Origin of the sequence: Rhizobacter terrae, from assembly GCF_003852895.1 — a bacterium.
In the GTDB taxonomy this organism is placed as follows: domain Bacteria; phylum Pseudomonadota; class Gammaproteobacteria; order Burkholderiales; family Burkholderiaceae_C; genus Albitalea; species Albitalea terrae.
The window spans coordinates 185983-207155 of the sequence record NZ_QUSW01000001.1 but is presented as its reverse complement, the minus strand read 5'-3'; the positions used below and the strand labels follow the sequence as shown (position 1 = coordinate 207155).

20 protein-coding genes and 3 tRNA genes are annotated in these 21173 nt (G+C 66.9%); 17 read left to right on the top strand and 6 right to left on the bottom strand.

The genetic code is table 11. The features are described 5' to 3' along the window. Positions 1-3 precede the first annotated feature (3 nt). The 12 genes from DZC73_RS00935 (at position 4) to DZC73_RS00880 (ending at position 9874) form a co-directional block, all read left to right on the top strand. Complete coding sequence (locus DZC73_RS00935) at positions 4-654, top strand: phosphoribosylanthranilate isomerase (protein WP_124538325.1); 651 nt, start codon at positions 4-6, stop codon at positions 652-654. 15 nt (positions 655-669) lie between these two features. After that, entirely contained in the window at positions 670-1935 is a 1266-nt protein-coding gene (gene trpB / locus DZC73_RS00930; RefSeq protein WP_124538324.1) for a tryptophan synthase subunit beta, read from the top strand. Next, positions 1932-2747 carry a tryptophan synthase subunit alpha gene (trpA, locus tag DZC73_RS00925; protein WP_124538323.1) on the top strand — a complete coding sequence of 272 codons (816 nt, stop codon included), beginning with the start codon at positions 1932-1934 and terminating at the stop codon, positions 2745-2747. Before trpB ends, trpA begins: the two co-directional genes overlap by 4 nt. After that, complete coding sequence (accD, locus tag DZC73_RS00920; RefSeq protein ID WP_124538322.1) at positions 2744-3616, top strand: acetyl-CoA carboxylase, carboxyltransferase subunit beta; 873 nt, start codon at positions 2744-2746, stop codon at positions 3614-3616. The genes trpA and accD overlap by 4 nt, the downstream gene beginning before the upstream one ends. 60 nt (positions 3617-3676) lie before the next feature. Continuing rightward, positions 3677-5002, top strand: coding sequence for a bifunctional tetrahydrofolate synthase/dihydrofolate synthase (folC, locus tag DZC73_RS00915; RefSeq protein WP_235834941.1), 1326 nt, complete (start codon positions 3677-3679; stop codon positions 5000-5002). Positions 5003-5077: 75 nt separating this feature from the next. After that, positions 5078-5902 carry an SPOR domain-containing protein gene (locus DZC73_RS00910; RefSeq protein WP_124538321.1) on the top strand — a complete coding sequence of 275 codons (825 nt, stop codon included), beginning with the start codon at positions 5078-5080 and terminating at the stop codon, positions 5900-5902. After that, positions 5899-6396: a CvpA family protein gene (locus tag DZC73_RS00905; RefSeq protein WP_124538320.1), complete on the top strand. Its 498-nt coding sequence runs from the start codon at positions 5899-5901 to the stop codon at positions 6394-6396. Before DZC73_RS00910 ends, DZC73_RS00905 begins: the two co-directional genes overlap by 4 nt. Before the next feature lie 47 nt (positions 6397-6443). Then, on the top strand, positions 6444-7973 hold the full coding sequence (purF, locus tag DZC73_RS00900) for an amidophosphoribosyltransferase (protein WP_124538319.1): 1530 nt from the start codon (positions 6444-6446) through the stop codon (positions 7971-7973). A 37-nt stretch (positions 7974-8010) separates the two neighbouring features. After that, entirely contained in the window at positions 8011-9402 is a 1392-nt protein-coding gene (gene gltX / locus DZC73_RS00895; RefSeq protein ID WP_124538318.1) for a glutamate--tRNA ligase, read from the top strand. Between the two features lie 123 nt (positions 9403-9525). Beyond that, positions 9526-9601: transfer RNA gene (locus DZC73_RS00890), tRNA-Ala, on the top strand. 40 nt (positions 9602-9641) lie between these two features. Continuing rightward, a tRNA-Glu gene (locus DZC73_RS00885) sits at positions 9642-9717 on the top strand. An 80-nt stretch (positions 9718-9797) separates the two neighbouring features. Beyond that, a tRNA-Asp gene (locus DZC73_RS00880) sits at positions 9798-9874 on the top strand. Between the two features lie 71 nt (positions 9875-9945). On the opposite strand, the gene DZC73_RS00875 is transcribed toward DZC73_RS00880, so the two are convergent. Then, positions 9946-10713, bottom strand: coding sequence for an FRG domain-containing protein (locus tag DZC73_RS00875; protein WP_124538317.1), 768 nt, complete (start codon positions 10711-10713; stop codon positions 9946-9948). Positions 10714-10850: 137 nt separating this feature from the next. On the opposite strand from DZC73_RS00875, the gene DZC73_RS00870 reads away from it, so the two are divergent. The 5 genes from DZC73_RS00870 to DZC73_RS00850 all read left to right on the top strand — a co-directional run bounded on the left by DZC73_RS00870 (position 10851) and on the right by DZC73_RS00850 (position 16330). Beyond that, entirely contained in the window at positions 10851-11699 is an 849-nt protein-coding gene (locus DZC73_RS00870; protein ID WP_124538316.1) for a dioxygenase family protein, read from the top strand. 230 nt (positions 11700-11929) lie between these two features. Further along, positions 11930-13003 carry a TolC family protein gene (locus tag DZC73_RS00865; protein WP_124538315.1) on the top strand — a complete coding sequence of 358 codons (1074 nt, stop codon included), beginning with the start codon at positions 11930-11932 and terminating at the stop codon, positions 13001-13003. Positions 13004-13029: 26 nt separating this feature from the next. Next, entirely contained in the window at positions 13030-13749 is a 720-nt protein-coding gene (locus DZC73_RS00860; RefSeq protein ID WP_124538314.1) for a response regulator transcription factor, read from the top strand. After that, a complete protein-coding gene (locus tag DZC73_RS00855; protein WP_124538313.1) occupies positions 13746-14936 on the top strand; it encodes an ATP-binding protein in 1191 nt (396 codons plus the stop codon). Before DZC73_RS00860 ends, DZC73_RS00855 begins: the two co-directional genes overlap by 4 nt. Before the next feature lie 110 nt (positions 14937-15046). Further along, positions 15047-16330 (top strand): DUF4397 domain-containing protein, encoded by a 1284-nt coding sequence (locus DZC73_RS00850; protein ID WP_124538312.1) that lies wholly within the window; start codon positions 15047-15049, stop codon positions 16328-16330. Positions 16331-16339: 9 nt separating this feature from the next. On the opposite strand, the gene DZC73_RS00845 is transcribed toward DZC73_RS00850, so the two are convergent. From DZC73_RS00845 to DZC73_RS00825, 5 genes are all read right to left on the bottom strand, one after another. Then, on the bottom strand, positions 16340-17395 hold the full coding sequence (locus tag DZC73_RS00845; protein WP_124538311.1) for an AI-2E family transporter: 1056 nt from the start codon (positions 17393-17395) through the stop codon (positions 16340-16342). A gap of 72 nt (positions 17396-17467) precedes the next feature. Continuing rightward, positions 17468-18349, bottom strand: a complete 882-nt coding sequence (locus tag DZC73_RS00840; RefSeq protein ID WP_124538310.1) for a DMT family transporter — start codon at positions 18347-18349, stop codon at positions 17468-17470. 31 nt (positions 18350-18380) lie between these two features. Then, positions 18381-18947 carry a hypothetical protein gene (locus DZC73_RS00835; RefSeq protein WP_124538309.1) on the bottom strand — a complete coding sequence of 189 codons (567 nt, stop codon included), beginning with the start codon at positions 18945-18947 and terminating at the stop codon, positions 18381-18383. Between the two features lie 99 nt (positions 18948-19046). After that, a complete protein-coding gene (locus tag DZC73_RS00830) occupies positions 19047-19559 on the bottom strand; it encodes a methylated-DNA--[protein]-cysteine S-methyltransferase (RefSeq protein ID WP_124538308.1) in 513 nt (170 codons plus the stop codon). Next, entirely contained in the window at positions 19556-21031 is a 1476-nt protein-coding gene (locus DZC73_RS00825) for a DNA-3-methyladenine glycosylase 2 family protein (protein WP_124538307.1), read from the bottom strand. Before DZC73_RS00825 ends, DZC73_RS00830 begins: the two co-directional genes overlap by 4 nt. Positions 21032-21173: the final 142 nt, after the last annotated feature.

Below are 21173 nucleotides of genomic sequence, written 5' to 3'. Positions count from 1 at the left end.
CCGATGAACGAACGCACCCGAATCAAGATCTGCGGCATCACCCGTGAGGCCGACCTGCACGCCGCGGTCGAGGCCGGCGCTGATGCGATCGGTTTCGTGCTGTGGCCGCGCAGCCCACGGCACGTGAGTGTCGAGCGGGCCGCCGAACTGGCTCTCCGTCTGCCTGCCTTCGTGATGCCGGTAGGGTTGTTCGTGAATCCTTCGCCGGACGAGATTCGGCAGGCAACGGCTGCCATCCCGCAGCTTCTGCTGCAATTCCATGGCGATGAGACGCCATCCGCCTGCGATTCGGCCCAGCGCCCCTATCTTCGCGCTGCCCGTATGGCGCCCGGCTTCGATTTGCTAGACTTCGCTTCTCAATATCCCACCGCCCAGGCCATCCTGCTCGACGCCCACGTCGAGGGCTATGGCGGCGGCGGAAAGGTTTTCGATTGGTCCCTCATTCCTCCAAACGTGCCCCGTCCAGTCGTTTTGTCTGGTGGGTTGCATGCCGGAAATGTGACCGAGGGGATTCTTCAGGTGCGGCCCTGGGCCGTTGACGTGAGTTCCGGCGTGGAACAGGCCAAAGGCATCAAGGATGCTGCGGCAATCCGCCGGTTCTGCGAGGCGGTGCGAGAGGCAGATGCCCGCATCGCCAACCAAGCGAACATCTGAAGAAAGTTTTCTCCCATGTTGAACTACCAGCAACCCGACGCCCGGGGGCATTTCGGCCCCTACGGCGGCACCTTCGTGGCCGAGACGCTGATCTACGCGCTCGATGAACTGAAGGCAGCCTACGACGAGGCGATGAAGGATCCCGCCTTCATCGCCGAATTCCAGTCCGAGCTTGCGCACTTCGTGGGCCGTCCAAGCCCGATCTACCATGCGGCGCGCCTCAGTCGTGAACTGGGCGGCGCACAGATCTACCTCAAGCGCGAAGACCTCAACCACACCGGCGCGCACAAGGTCAACAACACCATCGGCCAGGCGCTGCTGGCGCGGCGCATGAAGAAGCCGCGCGTCATTGCCGAAACCGGTGCAGGCCAGCACGGCGTGGCCACCGCTACCATCTGTGCCCGCTACGGCATGGAATGCGTGGTCTACATGGGCAGCGAGGACGTCAAGCGCCAGTCGCCCAACGTCTACCGCATGCACCTGCTGGGCGCGAAGGTCGTGCCGGTGGAAAGCGGCTCCCGGACGCTGAAGGATGCGCTGAACGAGGCGCTGCGCGACTGGGTCACCAACGTCGAGAACACCTTCTACATCATCGGCACCGTGGCGGGCCCGCACCCGTACCCGATGATGGTGCGCGACTTCCAGCGCGTGATCGGCGACGAATGCCTGGTGCAGATGCCCGAGATGATCGGCCGCCAGCCCGATGCCGTCATCGCCTGCGTGGGCGGCGGCAGCAATGCGATGGGCATCTTCTACCCGTACATCGAACAGGAGAAGACGCGGCTGATCGGGGTGGAGGCCGCAGGGCAGGGCCTGGATACCGGCAAGCATGCGGCATCGCTTTCGGCCGGCTCGCCCGGCGTGCTCCACGGCAACCGCACCTACCTGCTGCAGGACGACAACGGCCAGATCATCGAGACGCACTCGATCTCTGCCGGGCTCGACTACCCCGGCGTGGGCCCTGAGCATTCCTACCTCAAGGACATCGGCCGCGCCGAGTACGTCGGCATCACCGACGATGAAGCACTCGCCGCTTTTCACCGCCTGTGCCGCACCGAAGGCATCATTCCCGCGCTTGAATCGAGCCACGCCGTGGCGCACGCCATGAAGATGGCGCCCACCATGCGGCCGGACCAGCATCTGCTCGTGAACCTCTCGGGCCGGGGCGACAAGGACATTGGCACCGTGGCCGACCTGTCCAATGCCGAGTTCTTCTGCCGGCCTTCCTGTCGCGGTCAGTCCGTCAAGGGCGCCGACACGATCGTGAAGGTGCAGAAATGAGCCGCATCACGACCGTCTTCCAGGCGCTTGCCGCCAAGGGCCGCAAGGCGCTCATTCCCTATGTCACCGCGGGGGATCCATACCCCGATGCGACGGTGGACCTCATGCTCGCGATGGCCGACGCCGGCGCGGACGTGATCGAGCTGGGCGTGCCGTTCTCGGACCCGATGGCTGATGGCCCGGTCATCCAGCGCGCTGCCGAGCGCGCGCTGGCCAAGGGCATCGGCATGCCGCAGGTGCTGGCCTACGTGCGGGCCTTCCGCGCGAAGAACAACACCACGCCGGTGGTGCTCATGGGCTACGCCAACCCGATCGAGCGTTATGGCATCGGCCGCTTCGTCGATGACGCCAAGAACGCTGGCGTCGACGGCGTGCTGGTGGTCGACTACCCGCCCGAGGAATGCGAGGCCTTCGCCAAGACGCTGCGCGATGCAGGCCTCGACCCCATCTTCCTGCTCGCGCCGACCTCGACCGAGCAGCGCATGAAAGACGTGGGCCGCGTGGCCAGCGGCTACGTGTACTACGTCTCGCTCAAGGGCGTGACCGGTGCCGGCCACCTCGACACCGCTGCGGTGGCGCAAGTGGTGCCACGGATCAAGTCGCTGGTCAAGATGCCCGTCGGTGTAGGCTTCGGCATTCGCGACGCCGCCACCGCCCGGGCGGTGGCCGCCGTGTCCGATGCGGTCGTCATCGGCTCGGCCATTGTTCAATTGCTCGAAGTCCAGCCGCGCGACAGCGTGGCCCAGGCGGGCGGACGCTTCATTGCCGACATCCGCGCCGCACTCGATTCGTTGGAAGGAAACCGCTCATGAGTTGGCTTGAAAAGCTCCTGCCGCCGAAGATCCAGCAGACCGATCCGAGCGAACGCCGCTCGGTGCCAGAAGGCCTGTGGATCAAGTGCCCCTCCTGCGAAACGGTCCTCTACAAGAGCGACCTGGAGCAGAACCTGAACGTCTGCCCCAAGTGCAGCCACCACCATCGCATCGGCGCACGTGCGCGGCTCGATGGCTTCCTCGACGCCGAAGGCCGCTTCGAGATCGGCCAGGAAGTGGTGCCGGTGGACGCGCTGAAGTTCAAGGACAGCAAGCGCTACCCCGAGCGCCTGAAGGAAGCGCTGGAGAACACCGGCGAGACCGATGCCCTCGTGGTGATGGGCGGCGCGCTGCACACCATTCCGGTGGTGGCGGCGTGCTTCGAGTTCGACTTCATGGGCGGCTCCATGGGCTCGGTGGTGGGTGAGCGTTTCGTGCGCGGCGTGGAAACCGCCTGCGAGCAGCGCGTGCCCTTCATCAGCTTCACGGCCACCGGCGGCGCGCGCATGCAGGAAGGCCTGCTCAGCCTGATGCAGATGGCCAAGACCAACGCGGCCCTCACGCGGCTGGCCAAGGCGAAGCTGCCCTACATCAGCGTGCTCACCGATCCGACCATGGGTGGCGTGTCCGCCAGCTTCGCCTTCGTGGGCGACGTGGTGATCGCCGAGCCCAAGGCGCTGATCGGCTTTGCCGGCCCGCGCGTGATCGAGAACACCGTGCGCGAGAAGCTGCCCGAAGGCTTCCAGCGCGCCGAGTTCCTGATGCAGTCGGGTGCGATCGACATGATCGTCGACCGCCGAGAGATGCGCGGCACCGTCGCGCGTGCCATCGCCATGCTGCAGCGGCAAAGCGCCGACGCGGTGGCCTGAGCTTCCACGCGCCGGCGAGAAGGCGGCTTCGGCCGCCTTTTCACTTCCGGCGCCCATTCCATGAACACCATGTCCGACGACACCCTGCCCACCACCCTGGATGGATGGCTGGCCCGCTGCGAGCGGCTGCATCCCAAGGAAATCGACATGACGCTGGACCGCACGCTGGCGGTCAAGCAGCACCTGGGCCTGGCGTTCAAGGTGCCGGCGATCACCGTGGCCGGCACCAACGGCAAAGGGTCCACCTGCGCGATGCTGGAGTCGATCGCGCTCCAGGCGGGCTACCGGGTGGGGCTGTACATCAAGCCGCACTTCGTGCACTTCGAGGAGCGCTGCCGGGTGAATGGGCAGAGCGTTGCCGCCGAAGAACTCATCCCGCATTTCGAGGCGGTGGAGAAGGCCCGCATCGACCTGGGCCTGAGCCTGAGCTACTTCGAATTCACCACGCTGGCGATCGCCCGGCTGCTGTCCAAGGCGAGCGTGGACATGGTGATCCTCGAGGTGGGCCTGGGCGGCCGGCTCGACGCGGTCAACGCCATCGACACCGACTGCGCCATCATCACCAGCATCGACATCGACCACGTCGAATACCTCGGGCCCGACCGCGAGTCCATCGGGCGCGAGAAGGCCGGCATCATGCGCACCGGCAAGCCCGTGGTGGTGAGCGACCCGGTGCCGCCGCAAAGCATCGTCGACCGCGCGACCGAGATCGGCGCCGACCTCTGGCAATTCGGCCGCGACTTCAACTACGCCGGCGACAAGCAACAGTGGTCGTGGGCCGGCCGTGACAAGCGCTTCAACGGCATGGCCTACCCGGCGCTGCGTGGTGCGAACCAACTGCTCAATGCCTCCGGCGTGCTCGCCGCCTTCGAGGCCCTGCGCGAACAGCTGCCCATCACTGCCCAGGCAGTACGCAACGGCCTGGCGATGGTGGAGCTGACCGGCCGCTTCCAGATCATCCCCGGCCAGCCAGTGCTGGTGCTGGACGTCGCGCACAACCCGCATGCCGTTGCCACGCTGGCCCAGAACATGGACCAGATGGGTTTCCATCCGCGCACCCATGTCGTGTTCGGCGCGATGCAGGACAAGGACCTGGAGGCGATCCTGCGCCGCATGGCGCCGCTGGTGGATACCTGGAACTTCTGCGACTTGCCGATCCCTCGTGCGGCGAAGGCCGAGGGCCTGAAACAACTTCACGAGCGCCTCGCACTGAAGGGCCCGGGCCCCGTGAGCGTGAACTGCCATGCGGACCCCGCTGCCGCGCTGCGTGCTGCAGTCGGCCAAGCAGACCCCGCTGATAGAATCGTGGTCTTCGGCTCCTTCTACACCGTGGGTGGTGTGCTGAAGGAGGGGCTGCCCCGCTTGAGCGCCACGCACGTGGGCTGATTTCGACCTCCGCCGCCTGCGCGGCCTCGGGCCGAGGCGGAACACAAGGCCGCCTCGTCACTCTGAATCGACTGCATGGGTCTGTTGTCCATCTTCCAGCGAAAGTCCGGCGACAAGGCCAGCCGTGCGGCGGCCGACGCCAATCCCGATTCCGTCCAGGAGGCCCGAACCCGCGCCCGCCGTCGGCTGATCGGCGCGTCGGTGCTGGTGGTCATCGGCGTGATCGGCTTCCCGCTGGTGTTCGAGACGCAGCCGCGGCCGATTCCAGTCGATATTCCCATCGAGATTCCGCGCAAGGACGTGGCACCGCCGCTGGTGATGCCTCCGGCGTCGCGCCCTGCGCGCACGGCCGCCGCGGTGCCGGTGGAGCCTGCGCCCGCGCCTGTTGCGGCATCGGCCCCGACCGAGATCGTTGAAACGCAGGCGGATGCCGGACGCGAAGTCGTGGTGCCGCCCAGCAAGCCCGCCGCGTCCACGGCCGCCGCCAAGCCGGCAGCCTCTGCCGCGGCTGTGGCTGTGGCTGCCAAGCCCACGGCGCCGGCGTCCAAGCCTGTCGTTGCCGCCGTCAAGCCCGAGCCCAGACCTGCTGAAGCGAAACCGGACGCCAAGCCCGGCGACGACGGCAAGCGCGCACAGGCGCTGCTCGAAGGCAAGCCTGGCGACAAGAAGGACGGCCGCTTCGTCGTGCAGGTCGGCTCCTTCGCCGAGAACACCGCTGCCCACGAGATGCGGCTGAAGGTCGAGAAGCTCGGCATCAAGACCTATGCCCAGGTGGCCGACACCTCGCAAGGCCACCGCATCCGCGTGCGCGTGGGCCCGTTCGCGTCGCGCGACGAGGCGGAAAAAGTGCAGGCCAAGATCAAGGCCGCGGGCGAACAGGCCGTGGTGCTGACGTTATGACGGACATCGGCTGGGTCGACTGGGTCTTCATCGGCATCCTGATGCTGTCGGTGGTGGTCGGCCTCATCCGCGGATTCGTCTTCGAGGTGCTGTCGCTGCTGGGTTGGCTCGTGGCGTATTTCGCGGCGCAGTGGCTGTCGCCCGAACTGGCGCCGCACATCCCGGTGGGCAAGCCGGGGTCGGGCTTGAATCACGCCGCCTCGTTCGCATGTACCTTCATTGCCGCGCTGATCATCTGGGCCCTGCTGTCGCGACTCATCCGCATGCTCATCCAGGCCACGCCGCTGAGCATCGTCGACCGCACGCTGGGCGCGACCTTCGGCGTGGCACGCGCATTGGTGGTGATGCTCGCGATCACCACCGTCGTGCTGCTGACCTCGCTGGCGAAGTCGGCGGCGTGGCAGGAGTCTCGCGGGGCCGTGTGGCTGCATGGGGCGCTGGTCGGCATCAAGCCGGTACTCCCGCAGCAGATCGCCGAACATCTTCCGCGGTGAGGCCGGCATGGCCTCACCGCTTGTGACTTGAAAGCTGGAGCAGTTCCATGTGTGGCATCGTCGGAGTGATTTCCCGGACGCCGGTCAACCAACTCATCTATGACGCCTTGCTGCTCCTGCAGCATCGCGGCCAGGATGCCGCCGGCATCGTGACCATGCAGGGCACCAAGTGCTTCATGCACAAGGCGCGCGGCATGGTGCGCGACGTGTTCCGCACCCGCAACATGCGGGCGCTGCCCGGCACGGTGGGCCTGGGTCAGGTGCGCTACCCCACGGCGGGCAACGCCTACAACGAGGAAGAGGCGCAGCCCTTCTACGTGAACGCGCCCTTCGGCATCGTGCTCGTGCACAACGGCAACCTCACCAACGCGCACTCGCTGAAGAAGGAACTCTTCGACATCGACCGCCGCCACATCAACACCGAGAGCGACACCGAGGTGCTGATCAACATTCTCGCGCACGAACTGGAGCTGGCAGCGCGCAACCTGCCGTTGACGCCAGAGGAAATCTTCAAGGCGGTGTCGGCGGTGCACAAGCGCATCAAGGGCTCCTACGCCGTGGTGGCGCTCATTGCCGGCTACGGGCTGCTCGCGTTCCGCGACCCCTACGGCATCCGCCCGCTGTGCTACGGCCAGGCGATGGGTGCGGACGGCAACCCCGAGGTCATGGTGGCCAGCGAGTCGGTGGCGCTCGAAGGCACCGGCCACAAGCTCGTGCGCGATGTCGCACCGGGCGAGGCGATCTTCATCGACCTGGCAGGGCAGGTGCATGCGAAGCAGTGCGCCGAGAACCCGTCGCTCAACCCCTGCATGTTCGAGTTCGTGTACCTCGCGCGGCCCGACAGCATCATGGACGGCGTCTCGGTCTACCAGGCCCGCCTGAACATGGGCGAGACACTGGCGCAGCGGCTCATCTCCACCATGCCGCCCAACGAGATCGACGTGGTGATCCCGATTCCCGAATCCAGCCGCCCCTCGGCCATGCAGCTCGCGCAGAAGATCGGCAAGCCCTACCGCGAAGGCTTCGTGAAGAACCGCTACGTCGGCCGCACCTTCATCATGCCGGGGCAGGGCGTGCGCAAGAAGTCGGTGCGCCAGAAACTCAACGCCATCGGCGTGGAGTTCAAGGGCCGCAACGTGCTGCTGGTGGATGATTCCATCGTGCGCGGCACCACCTCGAAAGAGATCGTGCAGATGGCGCGCGATGCCGGTGCCCGCAAGGTCTACATGGCGTCGGCGGCGCCGCCGGTGCGCTTCCCGAATGTGTACGGCATCGACATGCCGACCAAGGACGAGCTCATCGCGCACAACCGCACGATGGAAGAGATCCGCCAGTTCATCGGCGCCGATGCGCTGATCTACCAGGATGTGGCGGCCATGAAGCGCGTGGTCGGCCAGCTCAACACCAAGCTCAACGGCTTCGAGGCTTCGTGCTTCGACGGCGTGTACATCACCGGCGATGTGTCGGCGGCGGACTTCGATGCCATTGCGACGCAACGCAGCTCGCAGGGCAACGACGAGGAAGAAGGACCGGGCCGCTCGCGGCTCGCGCTGCAAGGCGAAAGCGACACACGCTGAGCCGCCATCGTCGGCCTCCAGGACAACTGCTTCTCACATGACCAGAAAAATCCGCACGCGCATCGCACCTTCGCCCACCGGCTTCCTGCACCTGGGCACGGCCCGCACGGCTTTGTACTCGTGGGCCTACGCCCGCCACCACGGCGGCGAGTTCGTGCTGCGCATCGAGGACACCGACGTGGCCCGATCCACCCAGGATTCGGTGGACCAGATCCTCGCGTCCATGCACTGGCTGGGACTGGAATACGACGAAGGTCCGGTCTACCAGATGCAGCGCCTGGACCGCTACCGCGAGGTGGTGGACCAGATGATCGCCAGCGGCCATGCCTACCGCTGCTACACGACGCCCGAAGAACTGGACGCGATGAAGGAAGCCGAGTACGCGCGCGTTGGGAAGCGCCGCTACGACGGTACGTGGCGACCCGAACCCGGCAAGGTGCTGCCCACGCCGCCCGCAGGCGTGCAGCCGGTGATCCGCTTCGCCAATCCGCCCGATGGCGTGGTGACCTGGGACGACCTCTGCAAGGGGCCGATCAGCATCGGCAACAAGGAGATCGACGACCTCATCATCATGCGCGCCGATGGCGTGCCGACCTACAACTTCGCGGTGGTGGTCGATGACTGGGACATGGCCATCACGCATGTGTTCCGCGGCGACGAGCACGTCAACAACACGCCCTGGCAGATCAACATCTTCAACGCGCTGGGTGCGCCGCTGCCGCAGTTCGGGCACGTGCCGGTGATCCTGGGCGACGACGGGCAGAAGCTGTCCAAGCGCCGCGGCGCGGTGAGCGTGACGGCCTATGAAGAAGCGGGCTACCTGCCCGAGGCGATGCTCAACTATCTGGCGCGCCTGGGCTGGAGCCACGGCGACGACGAGATCTTCTCGCGCGATCAGATGGTGTCATGGTTTGACGGCAGCCACCTGTCCAAGAGCCCGGCGCAATGGGATGCGGCCAAGTTGGCCTGGGTCAATGCGCATTATCTGAAGACCATCGACGAGTCGCGCCTGGCCGCGCTGGTGGCAGATCAGCTCAAGCGCCGCGGCATCGATGCATCGGTGGGCGACGTGCAGCGCCGCGTGCCGCTGTTCAAGGACCGCTGCACCACCACGGTGGAGCTGGCCGATTGGCTCGCGATGTACTTCGCCGACGTCACGCCTTCAGCGGAAGACCTGGCCGCGCACGTGACTGATGCGGTGAAGCCGGCCATTGCCGCGCTCGCCGACAAGCTCGAAGCCACGGAATGGAACAAGGCCGCCATCAACGCAGCGATCAAGGAAACCATTGCTGCGCACGGCCTGAAGATGCCGCAACTGGCCCATGCCGTGCGCGTGAAGGTGTGCGGTCGTGCACAGACGCCGTCCATCGATGCGGTGCTCGAACTCTTCGCAAAACATTTCGTGATCGAGCGTTTGCATCGGGCATAAAAGTCTGTCTATAATCGCAGTCTCGCTTGAGAACAGCGCGAAACCTGAAGCAGGTCGAAATGCAGAAATGCACGAGGCTGCCAAAGGTCCTCGAAAGAGGATTCCCGATCAAATTTGATCAATGGGGGTATAGCTCAGCTGGGAGAGCGCTTGCATGGCATGCAAGAGGTCAGCGGTTCGATCCCGCTTACCTCCACCAATCAAACGGTGGCGCGTTGTTCACAAGTACGAAGGATTCAGTCCCCTTCGTCTAGAGGCCTAGGACACCACCCTTTCACGGTGATTACAGGGGTTCGAATCCCCTAGGGGACGCCAAGTTTGGCAGGGCTTGCGGAGCAATCCGAAAATCCTGCTGGTCAGAAGTGCTGGAGCAGTTGAGCCAGCGTCTGATCAACGGAGTGGTAGTTCAGTTGGTTAGAATACCGGCCTGTCACGCCGGGGGTCGCGGGTTCGAGCCCCGTCCACTCCGCCAACCATCTCGGTAAAACGCCACCTTCGGGTGGCGTTTTGCTTTGTGCCTTCGCTTCACCTCCGTCGCGCGGTTCAAGTGCGCCACGCCACTTCCAGCTCGTAGGCCAGCGACTTCGCCATCCCGTCCAGGTCGGGGAACAGCGTCGCGTAGGTGATGTTCATGCGGTAGAGCGCCCGCATGGCCTCTTCGCGGATGCCCGGCTGCAGCACGATCTTCATCAGCAAGTCCCCCGACGGGTCGTAGTGCTTGAGGACCTCGTCCAGCGGCAGGTGCAGCACTCCCGGCACCACGAACAGGCCCGACTGCGCGATGAGCCGCCGGTCCATCTCGGCCGGCTCGCCGAACCACAGCACCGGCGTGGTGTTGGGCGCGAAGTAGCGGTCGAAGTTGCCCGGCCGGCGCGGGTCGATGAGCTCGCGTGTGAGGTTCGCATCGAACATCGGCGCGGCGTTCCACAGCCGGGGCGTGTCCAGTGCGAAGAGGGCGGCTTCGGAGGTGGCGTTTTCCAGTGCGAAGAAGGTCGCGACGAATGGCGACTTGGTGAAGTCCAGCAGCCGTGTCGGCGCGCCGTGGTGCTGCATGATGGCCAGCAGGCGCAGGTCGTCGGCTTGCGCCTGTTGGTCGGGAATGTAGTTGTGGGCCTTGCGCCGGAAGATTCGGATGGCGCGCTCTTCGCGCAGCCGCCATGACGCGTCATCGGGGGCGTAGAGCTTGAGTCGGCGCGACAGCGAAGTCAGCAAGTCCCACTGCGACGACTTCTCGCCGCGAAAGGCCCAGCCATCCAGCGATTCCAGCGTTGCCGCCAGCTCGCGCCAGGTTCCAACGGTCAGGAGTTTCATGGCGGGACGATACCGCGATCAGCCCGGCCTGACACACTTCATGTCGGCCCCGACATCCAACAGCAACCTTCTCGACAATGTGAACCGGTGCAATGCCATCCAGGCGAAGCCTGTCGCTTCGCTCGCAAAGGATGAACATGCACGCACACGATCACGGACTGGCCCACGACCTGCGCACGCTCGAGGCGGCCATCAAGGAACGACGCCGCGCCCTGGGCTGGCTGGCCGGACTGGGCGCGGCCAGCTTGCTGGGCTGCGGCGGTGGAGGCGACGACACCGGCTCCTCCAGCACGTCCAGCGGCAGCACGTCCGGCAGCGGCACCACCAGCGGCACGGGCACCACGACGACCACCTCCTGCTCGGTCATTCCCGAGGAAACGGCGGGACCCTATCCGGGCGACGGCTCCAACGGCGTGAGCGCGCTGGCGCTGTCGGGCATCGTGCGCAGCGACATCCGTTCGAGCTTCGCCGGCGCAAGCGGCGTGGCCGATGGCGTGCTGCTCACCGTCAAGCTGCAACTCGTCAACACCAACGGAAGCTGCGCGGACCTTTCGGGCTATGCCATCTACATCTGGCACTGCGACCGCCAGGGCCGCTACTCGTTGTACTCCTCGGGCGTCACCGCCGAGAACTTCCTGCGCGGCGTGCAGGCCACCGACAGCGATGGCTTGGCGACCTTCACCACCATCTTCCCCGGCTGCTACTCGGGCCGCATGCCTCACGTCCACATGGAGGTGTACCGCAGCACCACCACCGCGACCTCGTACACCAACAAGCTCAAGACCTCGCAGCTCGCCTTTCCGGAGAGCGTGTGCGACACGGTCTATGCCACCAGCGGCTACAGCGCCAGCGTGGCCAACTTCAGTGCCATCAGCTTCTCCACCGACAACGTGTTCAGCGACGGCGTGACGCTGCAGATGGCGACCATGACCGGCGACGTCACCAACGGCTACACCGCCACGCTCACGGTGGGCATTGGCGTCTGAAACGAACCAGGCCTGCAGGCGCTGTTCGAGTCCATCGACACCAATGGCGATTCCAAGCTGAGCGCCGACGAGTCGCAGGCCTTCGCCCAGAAGGCATTCTTTACATGACTTGACGCACAGGCATTGGTGTTGACATGGCGCAGCATCAAAGTCCGTGCACTGATGGCGAGCCAGCCCGGCGCGCCGCATCGACAAGAGCAATGACGGGGGTTGCCATGCGAAACCGTTCGATGTCCCAGCGTGCTGCAGCGGTGGCCTTGCTGTGCCTTGCACTCACCGTGACCTGCGAGGCACGCACTGCCAGCGTAGAAGAGCTCCGTGCCGATGCCAGACCGCAGGCCACAGTGAGCGAGGCCATGAGCCCCTGGTGGACGGCGTTCAACGAGGCCCCATTGCCTGCGCTTCAACGCGCAGCGGCTTCGCGGCCGCAAGCCGCGCCGGCCTTGAGCTCCGGATCATCGTCGCTGCCCCTGGATGCGCAGGTCGCCGCTGCCTATGTCGGCCTGCGCACCTTCCACCTGCGCTGGCGGCTGGCCCTGGAAATGCGCGACACCCTTGAGCTGCAGCGGCGCGTGCTCGCGGCGGCACCGCCGATCGCGGCCATGGGCGAGGCGCTGAAGACCATCGACCAGCGCCGAGCCACCTGTGACCGCCTGGCCGCCGCCATGCAATCCCAGCGCGATGCTTCCGTGAACGCACTCGCCGTGCTCACCGGCAAGTCGGTGCAGGACCTCTTCGGCGAACTGCACGACGCCCTGGAGAGCCACGACCTGCCGGCCTTCGACGCCCCCACGCCCGAGCGGCTGCCGCGCAGCGTGCTGATGTCGCGGCCCGACGTGAGCGCTTCGCGCAGCCTCATCGCGCTCGGCCCGCGCAGCTCCCCCGAGGTCCAGCGGCAGCTTGCCATCGGCCCGGCCAACCTCACCGGCTGGATTGCCGCCGCGCCCGGCGCCGTGCCGTCCATGCCCGGCTCCGAGCTGCCCGACGTGCAGAACCTGCTCACCGTGTCCGCCCAGGCCGAGTCCGAGGTGAGCGCCGACCTGTCCGCGCTGCAGCAGCGCACCGTGCGCGCAGCGCGCTTGTTCGAAGTCGTGAAGAGCCGCCAGATGGAGCTGGAAGCCGTCAAGCGCCGCCAGCAGGTCGGCGCGGCGACGCAACACGACGTGATCCTCGGCACGCAGGCCCTGCTCGTGGACGATGACGAACTGGCGGCATCGGCGGGAGAATTGGCCTACGCCTGGATCCGCCTCCAGGCGAGCACGGGCGGCCAGGCGCTGCAGGCGCGAGGCCAGCCCGACGAATGACCGGGCGCCGTGGAGATGCACACACCATGATCCGATGCCTGCTCGTCGACGACGACAGCGAGATCCGCGTATCCCTCACCGAGTACCTGCAGCGTTTCGGCATGTCGGTGCTGGGCGTGGACAGCGGCGCGCAGATGCGCCGCGCCGTGAAGTCCGAAACCTTCGACGTCGTGATCCTCGACGTCATGCTGCCTGACGACAACGGCTTCGACCTGTGCAAGTGGATGCGGCAGCAGCACCGCACCCCGGTCATCATGCTCACGGCACAGGGCGACCCGATCAGCCGCGTGGTGGGCCTGGAGATCGGCGCTGACGACTACGTGGCCAAGCCCTTCGAGCCGCGCGAGCTGGTGGCGCGCATCAATGCCGTGCTTCGCCGGGCACCGGGCGGCGAAGCGGCGGCGCTGCGCGACCTGCCGCGCAGCGTGCAGTTCTCCGGATGGTCGCTGGACCGTTTGCAGCGCCAGCTCGTTTCGCCATCGCAGGTCGTGGTGGCCTTGTCCAATGCCGAGTTCCGACTGCTCACCGCCTTCGTGGACCACGCGGGCCGCGTGCTCAGCCGCGACCAGTTGGTCGACTTCACCGTCACGCCCGGCGTGGAGGTGAACCACCGCAGCGTGGACCTGGCCGTGTCGCGCCTGCGCCAGAAGCTCGGTGATTCGCCACGCGAGCCCAGCCTCATCCGCACGGTGCGTGGTGAGGGTTACCTCTTCGATGCCAAGGTGAGCTCGGAGCGCGCGGCATGAAGCGCCTGTGGCGCGACACGCTGTTCAAGCGCCTGTTCCTGTTGATGTGGGCCGCGCTGGTGGTGAGCCACCTCGTGGCCTACGAAGTCGTCACGAACTGGGTGATCGACCGGCCCGGTCGGATTGCCCCTTCCTTCGGTGCCGTGCTGTCGCATGCACCCTCGCTGCCGCCGACACCGGGGCTGCCTGGCGGGCCTTCGATGCGGCGCGGCGAGCCTCCGCCCGATCTCGGGCCGGGTCCCGGCATGGGCCCGCCGCCGGGGCGCGATGCAGCATCCCGCCCTGATGGCCCGCCGCGTCGCCAGCGCTGGACCGGCCTCACGCCCTCTGCGCTGGCGGTGGACTATGGCCTGCGCTTCCTCATCATCGGCATCGCGGCCTGGTTCGGGGCGCGATGGGTGTCCACACCGATGCGCCGCCTGGCCGAGGCATCGCGCGGATTGGCCGTCTCCATTGGCGGCAACCAGCCGCCTCCGAGGCTCGACGAACACGCCGGCACGGTCGAAGTGCGCGATGCGGCGAGGGTATTCAACGACATGGGGCGGCAGCTCGAAGAACAGTTCAAGGGACGCGGCCTGCTGCTGGCCGCGATCTCCCACGACCTGCGCACGCCCCTCACGCGCATGCGGGTGAGGCTGGAATCCATCGAGCACGACGCGGCCCAGCGCTGCATCAGCGACGTGCGCGAGATGAACGAGCTCATCGATTCGTCGCTGGAGCTGTTCCGCGGCGCGAGCTACTCGGAACCCTTGCAAGCGCTGGACGTGCTGTCGCTGGTGCAATCGCTGGGCGACGACCTGGTGGAGCAGGGCCACGCCGTCACCGTGAGCGGGCATTCCGAGGCCGTTGTGAACGCACAGCCCACGGCCTTGCGCCGCGTGCTGTCGAACCTGCTCAGCAATGCCCTGCGCTATGGCGACAAGGCGGACGTGACCGTGCTGCGCGACGACGGCCAGGTGAAGATATTCATCGACGACGCAGGCCCGGGCATCCCGCCGCAACACATGGACGCGGTGTTCCAGGCCTTCTACCGCATGGAGAGTTCGCGCAACCGCGCCACCGGCGGTACCGGGCTCGGCTTGTACATCGCACGCGACCTCGTGCAGCGACAGGGCGGCACCCTCGCCCTGTCCAACCGCAACCAAGGCGGGCTGCGCGCGGCCATCACCTTGCCCTTGCGACACTGACGCCTGCCTGAGCGTTAGCACTGTGTCTGCATCGCTACACAAGGGCAACAGACAGGCAACAGCACAAGGCGATCCTCGCGGACACATTCCATAACCCCCGAGGATCGACCTTGAAGTTCAGACAAGCCATGACATGGCTCGGTGCGTTGCTGTGCGTGCCTTTCATCGCTGGCTGCGGCGGTGGCGGCGACAGCGGCGGCACGGGCAACGTGCGCGTGCTCAATGCCACGCACGACTACGGCGCCATCGACTACTACACCTCCGACACGCTGGTGCTGTCGGGCATTGCCGAGGGGGCAGTCAGCAGCTACCAGTCGGTGAGCGAAGGCTCCTACACCTTCAAGTTCAAGCCGGCGGGCACCACGACCACGGCGCTGTCGAGCTCCATGACGGTGTCCAAGGACACGTCCTACACGCTCGTGGCCTACAACAACGGCTCGACCATGTCGAGCACGTACTTCGCCGACACGCAGTCCGCGCCGACCTCGGGCACGGCCGCCCTGCGCGTGTTCAACGGCGCAGCCGCCGCGGGCTATGTCGACGTCTACGTGACGGCGCCCGATGCAGACCTTGCCACCTCCACGGCCACGGCATCGAGCGTGGCCAGCGCGAGCGTGACCTCCTTCGTCGAGATCACCAAGGGCACCTACCGCATCCGCGTGACGGGGTATGGCGACAAGACCGACCTTCGCCTGGACATTCCCTCGGTGACGCTGTCTGACCAGCAGATCACCACGCTGATGCTGACCAGCACGTCCGGCGGCGTGCTGGTGAACGGGCTGCTCGTGAACCAGGGCGGGACTGTCACCGCCTACAAGAACGCCAATGCCCGCGTGCGCGTCGTGGCGGCGGTGAGCGGCAATGCCAGCGTGGTCACCGGCACCACGGACGGCAGCCTGAACTCGACCCTGCTCTCGCCGACAGTCGGCACCTACGTGACCACCGCGGCGTCGCTGTCGGGCCTGGCGGTGTCGGTGAACGGCACGGCGCTGGACACGAGCGCGTTGGCGGTGAGCACCGGCACGGACGCGACCTTGCTCGTCTACGGCGATGCGTCGGCGCCCAAGGTCAAGCTGCTGGCCGACGACAACTCGCCCGCCACGGTGTCGAGCAACGCGAAGATCCGGCTCGTCAACCTGCTCAACGGGCTGGACGGCACCATCAGCCTGAGCGCCGACTACGTCTCGGTGGGCGACAACGTGGCCTTCGGCGGTGTGTCCACGCCGACCGCGCTCACGGCGGGCACCGGCATTCGCCTGGAGCTGACGACGCCGCTGCGCACCACGGCGCTGTACACCGCGACCGACGTGACGTTGGTGGCCCAGAAGGTCTACACGCTGTTCGCGATGGGCGATGCGAGCTCGCCCGTGGTGGTGCTGCGCAAGGACCGCTGACGCCGACCTTCAGATGGCGCCGTTCAGCCTCAGTTCGCGCGTGAACCACGCGTAGAAGATCGGGGCTGCGACGACGCCGGCCAGGCCGAAGGTGGCCTCCAGCACCAGCATCACTGCCAGCAGTTCATACGTGGGCACGCGGATGCGCGAGCCCACGATGTGCGCATTCAGGAAGTACTCCAGCTTGTGGATGCCCACGAGGAATGCGAGCGAGAGCACGGCGAGCCAGGGCGACACGACCAGGCTCGTGAGAACGATGGCGGTGTTGGAAACGAGGTTGCCCACCACGGGAACGAGCCCGGCCACGAAGGTCACGACGATCAGCGTGGCGGTGAAGGGCATGTGGTAGCCCAGCAGCGGCACGATGGCCAGCAGGTAGATCGCAGTGAGCGCCGTGTTCGCGGCGGCAATGCGCAGCTGGGCGGCGATGATGTCGGCGAAGGCATGCTCGAGCTGCGAGAGACGCTCGCGCCACGACTGCATGAAGGCGGCGCGCCCGGCCGGCTCGCCGCGGCCCGCGAAGCTGGCCAACAGGCCGATCACGATGCCCGCCAGCACATACACGATGCCGCGCAGGGTGTGATGCCCGAAGCGCTGCACTTCGGCCGCGTTCTCGCGCAGCCAATGCGAGGCCATCAGGCGCAATGCTTCAGCGGACGATGGAATGCGGTCAGCCAGCCACGCCGGGAAGGCGGTGCGTAGGCGGTCGAGCGAATCGGCCATCAGCTGCAGCAAGGCAGTGAGTGATTCGGGGCTCGCGGTGGTGGACAGGCCGTTGAGCTTGTCGAACGCGAGGCCGACGACGATGACCAGCAGCGCCAGCACGAGCAGCATGGCGACCTTGCTGGCCGTGGGGCCGCTCATGCGGCGCGCGAGCACGGCCTCCAGTGCGCGGTGCAGCGCAAAGGCGCTGAGCCCGGCGATGAGCGCGAGCAGCAGGTGCAGCGCCAGGATGGACAGCAGGCCCACCGCCATCAGCGCGACGGCGGCAGCGTCGATCCAGACAGGGCGTTGGGGTGGCGGCGAAGGTAGGGAGGACGCTTCGGGCGGGATGGATTCAGGCATCCCGGCAGGATGGGGGCGACCCCCAGCGAGGTCAACCACCCCCGAATGGGGTGGGGACAAGCTGCTGACGCCCTAGCGCGTGGCCGTGGCCGGCATGCGCAGCAGGCCTGTCGTCAACCCGGTCCCGACCAGGATCACCGCACAACCCGCCACCATCGCAGGCGTGATGCCCTCGCCGAGGAACACCCAGCCCCACAGCACCGCGAACACCGGGATGAGGAAGGTGACCGAGATGGCGTTGGCCGGGCCGATGTGCGCGATGAGCCGGAAGAAGATGATGTAGGCCACGCCCGTGCAGGCCAGCGCGAGCGCCCCTGCGGCCATCCAGGCCTGGTGCGAGGGCATGGTTGCCGGCCAGAACATCAGGGCCGGAATGACCAGCACGATGGCAGCGGCGAGCTGGCTGCCCGTGGCCACGGCCAGCGGCGCCACGCCGGTCAGGTGCCGCTTGGTGAAGCTGGCAGCCAGGCCATAGCACAGCGTCGCTGCGAGGCAAGCCACCACCGCCCAGCCCGATCCGCCGGGCTTGAAGCTGGCCTTGTCCCAGGCCAGCCACAGCACGCCCGCGAAGCCGATGCCCAGCCCCAGCATGCGCGAGGGGGTGAGCCTGTCCTTGAGCCACACCCAGGCGATCAGTGCGCCGAAGAGCGGCGTGGCTGCATTGAAGATGGACGACAGGCCTGCCGTGATCGACAAGGCCGCATAGCTGAAGCACAGGAAGGGCAGGGCCGAGTTCAGCACGCCCACGACGAAGATCGGCCCGGCCTTGTCCTTCAGCACGCCGAGCTGCCCGCGCAGGCCCAGCAGCGGCACGAGGAAGACGGTCGCGCCAACCACACGAACGGCGGCCAATGCGAAGGGCCCGAATTCGGAGGCGCCCATGCGCATGAACAGGAAAGACGCGCCCCAAAGCGCTGCCAGGCCGATCAGCTCGGCAAGGTCGGATGACTTCACGGAAAACTCCTGTGCGGGAGAGGGACGGACTTCAGATGGGATAGAAGTCGCTGTCCGACATGATCTCGATGTTCTTCTTCTTGCGCTTGGACAGGGGCTTGATCTTGTTGCCGCCCTTGTGCAGCCGGTAGACCAGCGCGCCGATCGCACACATGCCGCCGATCACCATCACCACGTCGCCGGGGCCGATGTCGTCCTCGTCGATGCCGATCTCGGGAAGGTCGGCGCCGGCCAGGGAGAAGCGGCTCAGCTCCTCGCCTTCGACGACGCCGAAAGCCAGGGGCATGAGGGTGCGGTGCGCGGGGCTGTCCTCGGGATGCACGCTGCTCAGCACGCCGCCGAGGATGGCCTCGTCCAGGCTGATGCCGTCTTCCCCGGAGAACCGCGCCAGTTGGCCCTCTTCGAGCGGCAGGTGCGCCCGGTTCGAGTCCAGGATGGAGTGGCTCGCCGGTGGTGCGCCCTCGCGCGGGGGCTCAAGCTGCCAGGTCATGGCGCGCGGCGCCGTGGGAACGGCGGCACTGGCGGGAGCGGCCCACGGCGACAAGGACAAACCTGCGTGAATGGCCAGCGCTGCCAGTGCTGCCTTGGAAACCTGCACGTGAAACTCCCGACCACGACGTGCTCCGCCTGCGAGGCGGATGCGAGGCCGAGAGGTTCGCACATTCGCTGCGGGCGTCAACCCCGTGAGCCAGGGCTTTCACAGTGCCACCCCTTCCAGCGTCAACAATGCACGCTTGCGATGGACGCCGCCGGCATAACCGGTCAGCGTGCCGTCAGTGCCGAGGACGCGGTGACAGGGCACGATGACCGAGACCGGGTTCTTGCCCACGGCCGAGCCGACGGCGCGCATGGCCTTGGGTGAGCCCAGCTGCCGCGCGATGTCGCCATAGCTGCGCGTCTGGCCCTGGCCGATGCCCAGGAGGGCCTTCCACACACCGAGCTGGAATGGCGTGCCGTGCAAGTCCAGCGGGACGTCGAAGCGTTTGCTGCGGCCCGAGAAATAGTCGGCCAGCTGTGCGGCCGCCGCACGCAGGAGCGGGTCATCCTCGACCACTGGCGCATTGAGTTCTCCTGGGTGGTCCTTCTGGCCTTCGAACCACACGCCGGCAAGGCCTCGCGCCGTGCGTGCGAGCAGCACGGGCCCGAGTGGCGTGGCGATGGTGGCTTGCGCGGTGCAGGCTGCATGGATGTGTCGGGTGGCATGGCTCATGGAAGGTTCTCCAGGCTGTTCCACAGCCGCAGCACCGCATAGGCCCGCCACGGACGCCATGCGGCGGCGTGGACGTCGGCTTCGCGCTGCGACTGGGTGTTGAACAAGTGCTTCATCGCCTTGAGCACGGCGACGTCGTTCGGTGGGAAGGCATCGGGCCAGCTCATGGCCCGCATGGCGATGTAGTGCGCGGTCCAGGGGCCGATGCCGGGCAGCTCGCACAGGGCCGCGATGAGGGGCTCCGTCGATGTCGCGCCATGCATGAGCCCGGACAGCTCGGGCCAGGCCCTGGCGATCTCCACGATGGCGTTCGCCCGCGTTCGGATGATGCCGAGTTCGGCGATTTGCTCGACCGGCGTCTTCGCGATGCGCGTGGGGTCGGGGAAGGCGATGTTCACGTCGTCCCACGGCGTTTGCACCGGCGTGCCGAAACGCTCGACCACCCGCCGCGCCAGTGTGCGTGCGGCCGCGACGGTGACCTGCTGTCCGAGCACGGCGCGCACCGCGAGTTCAAAGGCATCGAGGCTGCCGGGCAGGCGCAGGCCTTCCTCGCCGGGCAGGCTGCTCAATGCGGCGCCGATGGTGTGCGGCGTGGCGTCCAGGTCGAGCCATCGGCGCACGGCGCTCGCCACGCGTGCGCTGGCGTTGACCCACGCGGGCGAGAAGGCCAGCCGCACGCGCGAGGCCTCGGGCTGGAACTCGGCGCTGATCCATCCGGCCGCCTCGGCAATCACGCCGGCGCGCACCGTGCGCCGCACTTGCAGGCCATCGACGCTTTCGACGCAGGGAATGGCCCGCTGCGTGAGGAAGCGCATGAAGCGATCGACTGCGTACGGCGCACGAAAGCCCAGGGACATCGTGATCGCATCCACCGGCGGCTGCGTGGTGTCATCCGCGGCGTCGCCGCGCAGGCGCGACGGGCTCATGCGGTAGCTCTGCGCGAACGCCGCGTTGAAGCGCCGCAGGCTGCTGAAGCCGCTGGCCAATGCCACCTGCGAGACTGGCATGCGCGTGTCCGTCAGCAACTGCTTGGCCAGCAGCAGCCGGCGCGTCTGCAGGTACTGCATGGGTGTCACGCCGTGCTCGGCCTGGAAGATGCGGCGCAGGTGGCGGTCGCTCACGCCCAGGTGGCCTGACAGGTCGGTGAGCGAGGGCGATTCGCCGCTGGCCGATTGCGCATCAAGCCAGTCGGCCGCCTGGCGGGCAAGGGTGCGCGACGCATCCATCACGCTCCACGCCAGGCCAGGTCCCGGTGCGATCTCGGGGCGACATTTCAGGCAGGGCCGGAACGCCTGCGCTTCGGCCTGTGCGGGCGTGTCGAAGAAGCGGCAGTTTTCACGCTTGGGTGTTCGCACGCGGCAGATCGGCCGGCAGTAGATGCCCGTGGACGTGACGCCCACGAACAGCCGTCCGTCGAAGCGCGCATCGCGGGCTTTGACGACGAGGTAGGCGGCATCGGCATCGAGGTTCATGCCGTTGATTATGGTCACTGCACTGCCTGGCACTGGCCGTTTTCGGACATGTCGCTGCGTGCACTGCGGCCTTTGCGCGAGTGGCGCAGAAAGATTCGAGAACAATGCCGCGCGCATGCGGATTTTGGGGCTGGCAAGGTGG